Consider the following 13,966-nt stretch of genomic DNA (forward strand, 5'->3'; position numbering starts at 1 on the left):
GCATGAACGCCATCCGCGCCCGTTCCCGCCGTTCCGCCCGTACCCGTTTCGGGTCCGCGGCCATCCCTGCCGTGGCCCTGTCGGCGCTCGCAGCGTTGGTCGGCTGCAGTTCCGAAGGCGAGTCTGAGCGCGTCACGGTAGAAGTTCCCACCACCGTAACTGTGACCGCGGACCCGAAGGACCTGCCGTCCTCTTACGACCTGTACGTCGCGCTCGGCGACTCGTACGCAGCCATGGGTTCGGCGTCCGGACCATTCGAGGGGCCGCGCTTCTGCGCCCGCAGCGAAGACAATTACCCGCACATCTTGGCGGAGCTGTACCCCGGAATCAATGAGAAACGCGGTTTTGTCGACACCACCTGCCAAGGAGCCACCACAGAACACATCGTCAGCGAGCGCCACATCGACGATTCCCTCGCCCCCGAAGAAGCAGTAGAGCAAGCAGCGGAGAGCACCAGTTTATCGACGACCCCCACCTCACCCACCAGTAGCGGCAGCGGCGAGCCGTCGCCAAGCACGAGCGCAACGACATCCACCTCCAAGAACAAGCCCGGCGTCCTGGCGGCGCAGATCGACGCGCTCGAGCCGGACACGGACCTGATCACCCTGTCCATCGGCGGCAACGACATTCACTTCGGTCCGTGGAGCCGCTGCGTCACCGGAATGCTGAGCGGCAGGGGCGAGGCGGATTGCGACGACGGGCTGTACGACGACACCGCCCGCGCACTTGTGGATCTCCCGGCGCGGCTCGACGACATCTACCGCCGCATCCACGACAAAGCTCCCGACGCGACGATCATCACCACCGGGTACATGCCCGTCGCATCGATTCGCGACGAATGCGAGGCCACCGCCGACCTACCCAGCGGCTCCCTGAACTGGGCCGCCGGACTGACCGTGACCATGAACGCGATGGTGCGCGACGCCGCCGCCCGCAACGGGGCCCTGTACGTTCTGCCCCCCAACGCGGACTTCCACTCGGTGTGCGCCCCGGTGGACGAGCGCTGGACGGACCCCACCGGCAAGGAGACGAACTCGTTCCCCGCACACCCCACGCCCGCCGGCCAGAAAGCCATGGCGGAAGCAGTGGCCGACGTGCTAGCGAAGCTCTAGACAGCCACGTCGTTATACGGCATCAATTGCGAGACCCAGGGAAACACGACATCCATGAGCAGGAAGAAAGCCGCGGTTAACAGAAGGATCACGCCAACGGTGATGAAGATCTCGCCGATGACCTCACCCTCAGTCACACGCGCGACGGGAGCTCCTAGTTGTTCCCCATGCCCAGAAATTTCTGCCATCGAGGACATGGCCTAACATTAACCCACAGTCTTAAACCGGCTCATCGGAGGAGTTCACACCCCTATGCTGCTCGAAGCATTTGTCTGGCCAGTGTCAGCGGTGATGAAGTTGTGGCATTGTCTGCTCGCCAACGTTATGGGTGTCGCCCCCGACACCGCATGGGTGATGTCCATTGTCCTGCTCGTGATCACCGTGCGCAGTTTCTTGGTCCCGTTCAACTGGTCCACGTACCGCTCCAGCCGCATGATGCTCCTGATGCGGCCAGAGCAAGAAAAGCTCGAGGAGCGCTACGGCGAATCCACCGACGCAGAAGACGTCGCCGCTCACGACAAAGCCCTCAAGGACCTAAACAAAGAATACGGCTACAACCCCATGACCGGGTGCATCCCGCCACTGGTGCAGATCCCGTTCATTCTAGGCCTTTACCGCCTTCTGATGTGGATGTCCGTTCCCGAGAACGGGCGCACCAGCGAAAATATCGGCCTGCTCACCCCCGATGACACCGCCAGCTTCCTCCAGGCCTCCTTCATGGGCGCGCCGCTGCCGGCGTATGTGTCCATGTCCCCCGAGCAGTTCACGTCCCTGGGCACCACCAGCGCCGACGTGCGGGCGGTCGCGATTCCGCTGCTCATCTTCGCGCTCATCTTCACCACAGTGAACACCGTTGTCTCCCAGCTACGCACGCGCACCCACATGAACTGGGACCAGACAGTATCGCGCAATCTGTACAAGTGGATGTGGTCCATGGTGATCCTCACCCCGATCATGCTCGGCTTTGTGGGCATGACCGGCCTCATCCCCGTGGCGCTGCTTATGTACTGGTTCCTGGGCAACCTCTGGACCCTCTCCCAATCCGTGATCATGTGGTACCTGCTGGCCAAGAAGTACCCGCTGCGCGAGGTGCATAAGAAGCAGATTCATACGTCCCGCACCAAAGTGCTTGGTGAACTGCGCGAACACCGGCAGTCGAAGAAGACCGCGAAGCGTTCCTGGCGGCGCCGCAGAATCACGTCCCTGGCCAGCCCTGGATCTATTGCCCAAGTTCGGCGCGACATCAAAGCCGATAAAGCAGCATTCAAGAGCGAACAAAAAGGGAGGGAAGCGGAGAAGAAATCCCTTAAGAAGGCCCGCGCCAAAGTTCGCTCGCAAAACCGCAAAGCCGAAATGGAGAGACGGCGCGAGGAACGCAAGCGGCGGAAGGAAGAGAACTCAGCAGCCACCGACAGCGGCGGCCGCGCGAAGGAGATGCCCGAGGAAACAGCGGGAGAAACGAACGAGTCTGGTCAGAAGGGTCAAATGGAGTAGTCCGCCGGGGGCGCGGCCAGCATTTGCCGGGCGAGATCTTTCGCCGTGAGCAGCGGGACATCGTCACGGCTAATGCGCGCGCCAGTCATACCCCCATCGAGAAAAATGAGAAGCTGACTCGCCTGTGTGCCAGAAGGGTAACCGTTCTTCATGTCCAGTAGCTCCGTCATTGTCGTGTGCATCCAATCGCGATGCTCGACACAGGCAGCGACGATATCGCGCTCGGATTCAGTCTCCGGGCGCGGGTACTCCGTGGCGGCGTTGACGAACGGGGATCCGCGGAAGTCCTTCGCGGGCTCCTCCTCAATCGCCATATCAAAGAACGCGAGAATCTTCTCGTCCGGATCGGTCATCGCCGCAGTGCGCTCCGTCCACCGGGCGCGGTACTCGTCATCCAAACGCTGCAGGTAGGCAATGACGAGGTTGTCTTTCGAACCGAGCAAAGAATACAGCGACGCCTTGGCCACATCCGCCTCCCGCAGGATGCGGTCGATGCCGATGACGCGGATGCCTTCCTCCGTGAACAGCTTCGTCGCGGCATCCAGAAGACGCTGGCGGGGTGCGGGCCTGTTGCGGCGGCGCGAGGCCGGTTTCTTCTTCGCGGTGGCGGCACTGCCCTGAGACATCACGCTTCTCCTTTCGGCTCGTACAACACACCACATAATAGACAAACCGGTTCGTTCACTCAACGCGGCCCCAGGTCAGCTTCGCATGAAAAAGCTCCCGCTGCCCCGGTGTATGGGGGCGGGAGCGTGATGCTGCGAGGATACACAGATTAACGGCGCTTGCTAGTCACCGCGTTGACAATCCACAGGACGATGACCGCACCGAGGATGCAAGTAAGGAAGCTGAAGAACATGCCCTTGCTCTGCACATCCACAAAGAAGCTGAGCAGCCAGCCACCGAGCAGACCGCCGACAACACCGCAGGCAATGTTGGCGAAGATGCCCATAGAAGCGTCACGGTTCATAATCATGGAAGCGATCCAACCAGCGATACCGCCGATGATGATCCAACCGAGCAGGCCCATAGAAATAGTCATGTCAAAATCCTCTCAATTAAGTGTTGAATGAAATCCATGCTCCATTATGCCCGCAGCAGCGATAACACCGGGCAACGAAAAACCCACGGTTAGATAACAGTTCACCAACCGTGGGGATCCAATGCTCCCGCAGGAGCCGAGTTCACGCCTCTACTTAGGCAGACGCTCCGGGCGCACAACCATCATCGGGCACGGAGCCGCCTGCAGCAACGCACGCGACGTTGAACCGAGCAGCATGCCCTTGAAGCCGCCGCGGCCGTGGGAACCGGTGATGAGCAACTGAGCATTCTTCGACTGGTCCACCAAAGCCCGCACCGGGCGGTCGCGGGTGACCACCTTGGTCACCTTCACATCGGGGAACTGCTCGACGAGCGGTGCAAGTGCGCTATCCAGCTTCGTCTCGCGCTCTTCTTCGAACTTACTCCACTGATCATCACCCAAGATGGCACCGGCCACCGGCTCATGCATCTGGTTTTCCAGGTACGTGTGCACGGCAACGAGCTCCGCACCGCGGGCGTGCGCCTCCTCGAAGGCAACACGGGTCGCCTTGACCGAGACATCGGAACCATCCACACCGACAACCACCGGGCCGTACTTGGTCTCATCCGTCACCGCATTATCCTCGCGGACCACCACAACCGGGCAGACGGCGTGCGACACCACTGCGGCCGAGACAGAGCCCAAGACCATGCCGGACAGACCTCCCAGCCCACGGGAGCCCATCACGATCATCGTGGCGTCCTTGGACAGATCCAGCAGCATGTCGATCGGGGAGCCTTCCACGACCGTGTGACCGATCTCAATGTCCGGGGCGACTTCCTTGGCGATCTCACGGGCCGCCTCGATCTTGTCCAGGCACTCCCTCTGCAGATCGTCAAAAAGCTCCTGCGGAGGAACCATTCCCTCGGCGTACAAGAACTGCGGCATCGTGTACGACGATGCCAGCTGCAGCGGGACCCCGCGCTTCATGGCCGTATTCGCCGCCCAGCGGACAGCATTATTAGAGGGCTCACCGCCGTCGACGGCGACGATGACCAAATCCTGCTGGCTCATAAGAAAATGCCTTTCCGTAACCTATGTGCCCACCTTGAGGTGGTGGTCACCCGACATCCCCATTGTAACTCCCGGCACTATTGCCGGAACGCGCCTGTTAACGCGGAATCTCGATCGGGTGAGCTGCCTCAGCATTTGCCGGGAAGAGGAAGGTATAGATAGTCCACAAAGCATCAGCAATCGCCTTACCAATGCCGGTGCTGAAGAACTGAGTGATCTGCGAAACAATAGCGTCAAGGTTCATGTGACCTAAGTTAATACATGTGTCACGTATGAAGAAGCGAAAACGTCCACAACCACTACCCCCGCGAGGAGGACTTAGCGCAACGCGAGCGCGAGTACCCGACGGGGAGGCTGTGCGCGCACTCGATTTCATCTGGCACCTCGTGTCCACGCAGCGGCACCGCCACCCGGATGACGACGAAAGTGCAGTCACGCAACGTTTCGCCCAAAACGAGGTCGTGCTTATCGACGGTACCTCTCTCGCCCCAACCGACCTCCTCGCCCCCGGGACCGACGTGTACTTCTACCGGCGCCCAGCCCCAGAAGAGCGTGTCCCCTACGACATAGAAACTGTGTACGAGGACGAACGCATCATGGTGGTCCGCAAACCGCCGTTCCTGGCCACCATGCCGCGCGCCTCCCACATCACCGAAAACGCCGCCGTGCGTCTGCGCAGAGCTACGGGAAACGAAGAACTCACACCAGCCCACCGGCTCGACCGCATGACATCCGGACTACTGCTATTGACTAAACGCACCGAGTATCGAGGCGCCTACCAACAACTCTTCGCCCGACGAGAAGTACAAAAAATGTACGAAGCGGTCGCTGACGACATCGGACTGAAAGCCCCGCTCCGATGGGAGCACCGGATAGAAAAGAATGAGGGCGAGCTTGCCGCAAACATCATCCCAGACGGCGCGCCAAATGCTCTGACGACGGTATCCGACATCACTCCCCTTAATGGGCAAAAAGATACCGCCAGGTACGTCCTCCACCCAGTGACAGGAAAGACACACCAATTGCGCGTCCAGATGCATGCCGCCGGCGCGCCGATCCACGGCGACCCCATCTATCCGAAGCTGGTGCCAGCTGAAGAAGAGAACTTCAACACCCCAATGCTATTGGCGTCCATCGGTCTTGCATTCACGGACCCGATCGCCGGCACGCGCCGCAGCTTTGTCACCCGAGGATGGTCTGGCCTGCCAATTCCCGAATCTCGCCTAGAAACGTAGACAACAAAATGAAAACCGGTCACTGTCCGTTGATCGGGTGGTGACCGGTGTATGTGTGAAGTTTTTGGTCGGCGGTAACTTACTCTCCCACACCCTCCCGGGTGCAGTACCATCAGCGCGGGTGGGCTTAGCTTCCGGGTTCGGAATGGGTCCGGGCGTTTCCCCACCGCTATCAACCACCGACACACCTTTGGGGTTTGTCGTCATGGTCGCACCACGTGGGTGTGGTGCGGGTGTATGTAGTTTTTTTGGGTGGCCACACAGTGTGTGTGTGGTGTGTCAGATACTGCATAGTGGACGCGGGTAGACGTTTTTGTCTGTGTTTTTTGTGTTGTGCCCTAGGTTGGGTGCACGTTGTGGTTTGTTGGTTGGTGTATTAGTACCAGTCACCTTCGCACATTGCGGTGCTTCCAGATCTGGCCTATCAACCCCATCGTCTATGGGGAACCTATGAAACCTCATCTTGAAACAGGCTTCCCGCTTAGATGCTTTCAGCGGTTATCCCTTCCGTACGTAGCCAACCAGCGGTGCTCCTGGCGGAACAACTGGCACACCAGAGGTACGTCCGTCCCGGTCCTCTCGTACTGGGGACAGCCTTTCTCAAGTTTCTGCGCGCGCGGCGGATAGAGACCGAACTGTCTCACGACGTTCTGAACCCAGCTCGCGTGCCGCTTTAATGGGCGAACAGCCCAACCCTTGGGACCTACTCCAGCCCCAGGATGCGACGAGCCGACATCGAGGTGCCAAACCATCCCGTCGATATGGACTCTTGGGGAAGATCAGCCTGTTATCCCCGGGGTACCTTTTATCCGTTGAGCGACACCACATCCACAAGTAGGTGCCGGATCACTAGTCCCGACTTTCGTCCCTGCTCGACGTGTTGGTCTCGCAGTCAAGCTCCCTTGTGCACTTACACTCTAAACACCTGATTGCCAACCAGGCTGAGGGAACCTTTGGGCGCCTCCGTTACTCTTTGGGAGGCAACCGCCCCAGTTAAACTACCCACCAGGCACTGTCCCCAACCCAGATCATGGGCCAAGGTTAAGACATCCACTACGGTCAGAGTGGTATTTCACTTGCCGACTCCACACCCACTAGCGTGAGCGCTTCATAGTCTCCCACCTATGCTACACAAACCGCAGTAAACACCAATACCAAGCTATAGTGAAGGTCCCGGGGTCTTTTCGTCCTGCCGCGCGAAACGAGCATCTTTACTCGTAGTGCAATTTCACCGGGCCTGTGGTTGAGACAGCAGGGAAGTCGTTACGCCATTCGTGCAGGTCGGAACTTACCCGACAAGGAATTTCGCTACCTTAGGATGGTTATAGTTACCACCGCCGTTTACTGGGGCTTAAATTCTCCGCTTCGGACAGGTGTCCTAACAGGTCCTCTTAACCTTCCAGCACCGGGCAGGCGTCAGTCCGTATACATCAACTTAACCGTCTTCGCACGGACCTGTGTTTTTGATAAACAGTCGCTTCCCTCTCTTTTCTGCGACCCCAACACGCTCACCGACGCATGACCGGTTCACCTGTTGTGGCCCCCCTTCTCCCGAAGTTACGGGGGTAATTTGCCGAGTTCCTTAACCACAGTTCACCCGACCGCCTGAGTATGTTCTACTTGACTACCTGTGTCGGTTTCGGGTACGGGCCGTACATACACATCGCTAGAGGCTTTTCTCGACAGCATAGGATCACCACCATCACCCAATAAGGGTTACGCATCACGCCTGGCACTTATGGCACCCGCATTTCACTAGGTGCCGTGCTGCACGCTTGCACCACAATCCAATAAGTGGCGTAGCTACCAAACTGTGTCACCCCATCACTTGACTACTACAGATCAGGCCCCACGCATCACACCCACCCAACCATCAAAGATGGCCATGGCAGGCGGTCAGGGTGGTTAGTATCACCGGTTCATCATTGGGCGCATACATACGGGTACGGGAATATCAACCCGTTGACCATCGACTACGCCTGTCGGCCTCGCCTTAGGACCCGACTCACCCTGGGAAGACGAACTTGACCCAGGAACCCTTAGTCATTCGGCGGATACGATTCTCACGTATCATTCGTTACTCATGCCTGCATTCTCACTCGCATGCAGTCCACACGCCCTTACGATCATGCTTCACCCCACATGCGACGCTCCCCTACCCAGCAATACTGCTGCCGCGGCTTCGGCGGTGTACTTGAGCCCCACTGAATTGTCGGCGCGCAACCACTCGACCAGTGAGCTATTACGCACTCTTTCAAGGGTGGCTGCTTCTAAGCCAACCTCCTGGCTGTCTTCGCGATTACACATCCTTTTCCACTTAGTACACCCTTAGGGGCCTTAACCGGCGATCTGGGCTGTTTCCCTCTCGACTATGAAGCTTATCCCCCACAGTCTCACTGCCGCGCACACATGTAACCGGCATTCGGAGTTTGGCTGACATTGCTAAGATGATAGTCCCGCTCAACCAACCAGTAGCTCTACCTCCGGCACACCTACGCGACGCTGCACCTAAATGCATTTCGGGGAGAACCAGCTATCACGGAGTTTGATTGGCCTTTCACCCCTACCCACAGCTCATCCCCGCAGTTTTCAACCTACGTGGGTTCGCGCCTCCACAACCTCTTACAGCTGCTTCACACTGGCCATGGGTAGATCACCCCGCTTCGGGTCCAGGACATGCCACTTACAACACACAATTAGCATTCGCTTTCGCTACGACTACCCCACACGGGTTAACCTCGCGACATGCCGCTGACTCGCAGGCTCATTCTTCAAAAGGCACGCCATCACACACAAAGAGGTGCTCTGACGGATTGTAGGCACACAGTTTCAGGAACTATTTCACTCCCCTCCCGGGGTACTTTTCACCATTCCCTCACGGTACTTATCCACTATCGGTCACACTGAGTATTTAGGCTTACCGGGTGGTCCCGGCTGATTCACAGCAGATTCCACGAGCCCGCTGCTACTCGGGGCAAATATGGCCACCACACGCACATGCACATTCACGTACAGGACTCTCACCTACTCCGGTGGGCCATCCCAGACCACTTCCGCTTACACACGCACCATGTGGACGCATCTGGCAGAACACGACCAGCCACACCCCACAACACCGCACACGCAACCCCTGCCAGGTATCACACGCACACGGTTTAGCCTCATCCACGTTCGCTCGCCGCTACTAGCAGAATCATTATTATTTTCTTCTCCTGCCGGTACTGAGATGTTTCACTTCCCGGCGTCACCCCCCGACCAGCTATGCATTCACTGACGGGTAACCGCACACAACCACGGCCAGGTTTCCCCATTCGGACACCCTCGGATCAACGCTTTGTTGACAACTCCCCGAGGCATAACGCAGTCTCACACGTCCTTCATCGGCTCAGCATGCCAAGGCATCCACCATGCGCCCTTAAACAACAAACACACACGAATAACCCAACACACAAACAAAACACACACAAACAAAAAACAAGATGCTCGCGTCCACTATACAGTTCTCACACACCACACCCACCACCACCAACCAACACACAACCATGCCAGCCAGCAAGCAGTAAGCCACCAGGAACAACCACCCACACACACAAACCATGCATGCAAGCACCATGTGCTGCCCCAGACACCCAACAGTGCACCAATCATTTCCGCCCAGCAGGCCCACACAACCATCCACACACACCCCAGCATCCAACCGGGAAAGATGCGCATCCACCTGGAATTTCAAAAAACGTCAGCAGCACCACACACAGGCACTCAACCAACAACAACCCACAACCGTGGGCCAGAAAAAATAAACTCCTTAGAAAGGAGGTGATCCAGCCGCACCTTCCGGTACGGCTACCTTGTTACGACTTCGTCCCAATCGCCGATCCCACCTTCGACAGCTCCCTAACGAGTTTAGGCCACTGGCTTCGGGTGTTACCAACTTTCATGACGTGACGGGCGGTGTGTACAAGGCCCGGGAACGTATTCACCGCAGCGTTGCTGATCTGCGATTACTAGCGACTCCGACTTCATGGGGTCGAGTTGCAGACCCCAATCCGAACTAAGGCCGGCTTTAGGCGATTAGCTCCACCTCACAGTATCGCTGCGCGTTGTACCGACCATTGTAGCATGTGTGAAGCCCTGGACATAAGGGGCATGATGATTTGACGTCATCCCCACCTTCCTCCGAGTTAACCCCGGCAGTCTCTCATGAGTCCCCAACCAAATGCTGGCAACATAAGACAAGGGTTGCGCTCGTTGCGGGACTTAACCCAACATCTCACGACACGAGCTGACGACAACCATGCACCACCTGTACACCAGCCACAAGGGAAAGACTATCTCTAGCCCGATCCGGTGTATGTCAAGCCCAGGTAAGGTTCTTCGCGTTGCATCGAATTAATCCACATGCTCCGCCGCTTGTGCGGGCCCCCGTCAATTCCTTTGAGTTTTAGCCTTGCGGCCGTACTCCCCAGGCGGGGCGCTTAATGCGTTAGCTACGGCACGAACCCCGTGGAAGGGACTCACACCTAGCGCCCACCGTTTACGGCATGGACTACCAGGGTATCTAATCCTGTTCGCTACCCATGCTTTCGCTCCTCAGCGTCAGTTACTGCCCAGAGACCTGCCTTCGCCATCGGTGTTCCTCCTGATATCTGCGCATTCCACCGCTACACCAGGAATTCCAGTCTCCCCTACAGCACTCAAGTTATGCCCGTATCGCCTGCAACCCCACAGTTAAGCTGCGGTATTCCACAAACGACGCGACAAACCACCTACGAGCTCTTTACGCCCAGTAATTCCGGACAACGCTCGCACCCTACGTATTACCGCGGCTGCTGGCACGTAGTTAGCCGGTGCTTCTTATCCAGGTACCGTCACTTTCGCTTCGTCCCTGACGAAAGGAGTTTACAACCCGAAGGCCGTCATCCCCCACGCGGCGTCGCTGCATCAGGCTTGCGCCCATTGTGCAATATTCCCCACTGCTGCCTCCCGTAGGAGTCTGGGCCGTATCTCAGTCCCAATGTGGCCGTACACCCTCTCAGGCCGGCTACCCGTCGACGCCTTGGTAGGCCATTACCCCACCAACAAGCTGATAGGCCGCGAGCTCATCCCACACCGAAAAAACTTTCCACCACCGACACTAAACGGCAGTCCTATCCGGTATTAGACCCAGTTTCCCAGGCTTATCCCGAAGTGCAGGGCAGATCACCCACGTGTTACTCACCCGTTCGCCACTCGAGCACCCAAGCAAGCTTGGGCCTTTCCGTTCGACTTGCATGTGTTAAGCACGCCGCCAGCGTTCATCCTGAGCCAGGATCAAACTCTCCACAAAAAGTTTCAACAAAACCAGTGAAACAGGCCGTGAAAAGCCCAAAACCCAACCAAAACAAACCACACCACACAACACAACAAAAACCCGTCGCATCATGCAGCCTGGCAATCCAAAAATTACTAGAACAAACCCACAAAAGGGTCCATCCACATTGCCACCCCCTCCGACGAGGAGAAAAGAGCAACAACAAACATCCAATCAGCCAATGCAACCAACCAGAACAGTGTCATCCCATCAATGGTTCAAACAACACCGACCAGCACACACCAAAAAGTGCACAAACAGCCACACAAACCAACCAGACAAAAACAATTGGCACACTATCGAGTTCTCACACAACACACGCACACCCAACAACAAACGGCAACAACCGCTCACCATCAAAGAGGCTTAAACGACCCTACACACACCCACACACCAAACAAAATCGCCCAATGCGCAGTGAGCAAAAAGGATCCGCCAACACTCGTTTTCCTACCGCCAACTCACCAGAACCACAATCCAGCGGGGCGCTGTCGGTCGCGCTGACTCGAATAAACCTACACACACACCACACAACAACACAAACCCGCAGGCCATTGCCTGTTTTTGATGCCCCTTGTTCAACACTTTACGGCGTACGTTAACGGTTGAGCCGCGATAAACCGTTACCGCCGAACCGCTACTGATACATTCCCCTGCTCTCCGCGACACGATTGATCAAATCGTGAAGTTCGGTGCGGGCATAGCTCAGGCGCACGGCTTCGTCGATAAGCGGCGCGATGTGTTGACCCGCGAAGTCCTCGCGGCGCCTGCTTACGATGCGTTCGCGCGCACCTGGGGTGACAAACATTCCGATACCGCGCCGCTTCTCTAGGACTCCGGCTTCCGCAAGAAGTGTCAGTCCCTTTCGTGCGGTTGCGGGGTTGATGCCATGGAAGGCGGCGAGCTCGTTCGTCGAGGGGGCGCGCTGTCCGGGTTGGAGTTCACCGTCCATGATCTGGTCTTGAATGAGCTGCGCAATCTGCATGAAGAGCGGTTGGGTCTCGTTTACCACCGGGCACCCCCAGCCTTAATGGTTCGTCGGTCTAGTAATTAACCGTAGAACCAATGGGGCGCCGTTGCAACGGCTACCTCAAACCAGGCGCAGCCCCCTCCCCGGTAATCCTGTTTTCACTGTTCAGCGCCGTGCAGCAGCGAGCGTCGCGCAAAAGAGGCACACTGGGAGGGCAACAAATTTCTTTAGCTACATGAATAGATACGGATTTAGGAGCCATGCTTGAACGCACACTCGTCTTTGTGGACACGTCATATCTGCTCGCGAGTTTCTACAACTCGTGGGAGACAGGAGCGAGGTCTCAATTAGAAATTGATCTCCCGGAGGTGGTGAACAACCTCTCGGGCATGATCACCCAGCAACTTCACCAACCGATTCACCGCCAGTTCTGGTACGACGGCATCCCGGATTCCGGCCCACACCGTTACCAGCGCGCGCTGCGCACCTGCGACGGCGTGCAGCTGCGCACCGGCCAGCTCATTGAATGGGGCGAGCGCCGCACACAAAAGGGTGTGGACACGCGTCTCGTCGCCGACATCGTGGTCAACGCGATGCGCGGCCAGTGCACCGACTTCGTCCTGGTCAGCGGGGATGCAGACATGATCCCTGGCGTCGAGGAAGCGACGAACGCCGGCATCCGCGTGCACCTGTACGGTTTCGGCTGGGATTCCATGTCGTCGGCGCTGCGGCACGCATGCGATTCCACAACCATTCTGGATCCGCGCGAGGATTTTGCCGAGGCCATGCAGCTCCAGGTCCTCGAGGGTCCGCTGCCGCCAACCATCCACGAACGGCCCATGGACGACGCCGGTGCAGAGGATCAGGAGGGCATGTGCGATATTCCGCGTCCCGATGGCGAGCAGCCGCTGTCCGAATCCGCGGCCGCCGACAAGGCGCTAATCGACGGCACAAGCGCCACTTCTCCCTCCACCCCACCTGGCACTGAGGCAGACAGCGGGGATAGCGACCGTCTGGCACCCCCGCTGCGCCCAGCTGGCCAACCTGCGGAAGACGATCCCGCTGCTTCGGAGCACACGGCCTCTGAAGCTACTGAGTCCAGGGACGGCCCCATGAACGCAGAAGACACCGGGGAAAAAGTGGACGCAGTGGATGCGATGTGCGCAGAGCCATCCGAGTCCGATACCGCCGAGCCGTCGGCAACGAACCAGTCGGGCCACTCGCCGGCTGCCCGCTCCCCGCGGCCCAGTCCGCCCTCACCTGCGCAACTCGCCGCGGCATCTCCGCGTAAAATGCCGAAGCCATCGATGATGGCCCCGCGCCGGAAACTCCGCTCGCGGTACGTGCCGCTGCCGGAAGAGGTGTGGACGTCCTCCGGATTCCAGACCCCGTTCGACGTCGGCCAGCAGTACGCGACGTGGTGGTACGACAATGCCGCCTCAAGCGAACAGCGCGACAAGGCACACATGCTCTCGGGTGGCGGCCTGCCCCCGGAAATTGACCGCCCACTGCTTCAGTTCGCCTGCGAGACTCTGCACGAATACACGCTCAGCGAACACCAGCGCGTGAACCTGCGCGACGGCTTTCACTCCGGCATCCGCGGAGTGCTGATCAACATCCGCCGCTCGCAGAGCTAGTAAAAGCCCCGGTCCGGGGCTTTTACTTTGGGCTTTTCCTTACGGGCGCTCGGGGTCTCTCGAGATCTCCCGA

The 13,966-nt window shown here is 58.3% G+C and carries 10 protein-coding genes and 3 rRNA genes; 4 read left to right on the plus strand and 9 right to left on the minus strand.

The window, feature by feature from the left end; genetic code table 11:
• Nucleotides 1–2: 2 nt before the first annotated feature.
• Nucleotides 3–1,112 (plus strand): SGNH/GDSL hydrolase family protein, encoded by a 1,110-nt coding sequence (locus QYQ98_RS05525; protein WP_302005916.1) that lies wholly within the window; start codon nt 3–5, stop codon nt 1,110–1,112.
• On the opposite strand, the gene QYQ98_RS05530 is transcribed toward QYQ98_RS05525, so the two are convergent.
• Complete coding sequence (locus QYQ98_RS05530; protein ID WP_302007812.1) at nt 1,109–1,249, minus strand: hypothetical protein; 141 nt, start codon at nt 1,247–1,249, stop codon at nt 1,109–1,111. The genes QYQ98_RS05525 and QYQ98_RS05530 overlap by 4 nt on opposite strands.
• A 115-nt stretch (nt 1,250–1,364) precedes the next feature.
• On the opposite strand from QYQ98_RS05530, the gene yidC reads away from it, so the two are divergent.
• On the plus strand, nt 1,365–2,606 hold the full coding sequence (gene yidC / locus QYQ98_RS05535) for a membrane protein insertase YidC (protein ID WP_302005917.1): 1,242 nt from the start codon (nt 1,365–1,367) through the stop codon (nt 2,604–2,606).
• Here the strand turns inward: yidC and QYQ98_RS05540 are convergent.
• From QYQ98_RS05540 to QYQ98_RS05555, 4 genes are all read right to left on the minus strand, one after another.
• A complete protein-coding gene (locus QYQ98_RS05540; protein ID WP_302005918.1) occupies nt 2,594–3,232 on the minus strand; it encodes a TetR/AcrR family transcriptional regulator in 639 nt (212 codons plus the stop codon). The two genes, yidC and QYQ98_RS05540, sit on opposite strands and share 13 nt — an antisense overlap.
• Nucleotides 3,233–3,381: 149 nt before the next feature.
• Nucleotides 3,382–3,648, minus strand: a complete 267-nt coding sequence (locus QYQ98_RS05545; RefSeq protein ID WP_302005919.1) for a GlsB/YeaQ/YmgE family stress response membrane protein — start codon at nt 3,646–3,648, stop codon at nt 3,382–3,384.
• A 150-nt stretch (nt 3,649–3,798) separates the two neighbouring features.
• Nucleotides 3,799–4,701: a universal stress protein gene (locus tag QYQ98_RS05550; RefSeq protein ID WP_302005920.1), complete on the minus strand. Its 903-nt coding sequence runs from the start codon at nt 4,699–4,701 to the stop codon at nt 3,799–3,801.
• 97 nt (nt 4,702–4,798) lie between these two features.
• On the minus strand, nt 4,799–4,945 hold the full coding sequence (locus QYQ98_RS05555) for a hypothetical protein (RefSeq protein WP_302005921.1): 147 nt from the start codon (nt 4,943–4,945) through the stop codon (nt 4,799–4,801).
• A 112-nt stretch (nt 4,946–5,057) separates the two neighbouring features.
• On the opposite strand from QYQ98_RS05555, the gene QYQ98_RS05560 reads away from it, so the two are divergent.
• Nucleotides 5,058–5,936: a pseudouridine synthase gene (locus QYQ98_RS05560; protein ID WP_367881620.1), complete on the plus strand. Its 879-nt coding sequence runs from the start codon at nt 5,058–5,060 to the stop codon at nt 5,934–5,936.
• A gap of 66 nt (nt 5,937–6,002) precedes the next feature.
• On the opposite strand, the gene rrf is transcribed toward QYQ98_RS05560, so the two are convergent.
• The 4 genes from rrf to QYQ98_RS05580 form a co-directional block, all read right to left on the minus strand.
• A 5S ribosomal RNA gene (gene rrf, locus QYQ98_RS05565) occupies nt 6,003–6,120 on the minus strand.
• A 172-nt stretch (nt 6,121–6,292) separates the two neighbouring features.
• A 23S ribosomal RNA gene (locus QYQ98_RS05570) occupies nt 6,293–9,365 on the minus strand.
• A gap of 380 nt (nt 9,366–9,745) precedes the next feature.
• Nucleotides 9,746–11,262, minus strand: a 16S ribosomal RNA gene (locus QYQ98_RS05575).
• The 16S, 23S and 5S rRNA genes sit together here, the layout of an rRNA operon.
• A gap of 661 nt (nt 11,263–11,923) precedes the next feature.
• Complete coding sequence (locus QYQ98_RS05580; protein ID WP_302005922.1) at nt 11,924–12,298, minus strand: GntR family transcriptional regulator; 375 nt, start codon at nt 12,296–12,298, stop codon at nt 11,924–11,926.
• 218 nt (nt 12,299–12,516) lie between these two features.
• On the opposite strand from QYQ98_RS05580, the gene QYQ98_RS05585 reads away from it, so the two are divergent.
• Nucleotides 12,517–13,893 carry an NYN domain-containing protein gene (locus QYQ98_RS05585; RefSeq protein WP_302005923.1) on the plus strand — a complete coding sequence of 459 codons (1,377 nt, stop codon included), beginning with the start codon at nt 12,517–12,519 and terminating at the stop codon, nt 13,891–13,893.
• Nucleotides 13,894–13,966: the final 73 nt, after the last annotated feature.

Origin of the sequence: Corynebacterium sp. P3-F1 (genome assembly GCF_030503635.1) — a bacterium.
Taxonomy (GTDB): domain Bacteria; phylum Actinomycetota; class Actinomycetes; order Mycobacteriales; family Mycobacteriaceae; genus Corynebacterium.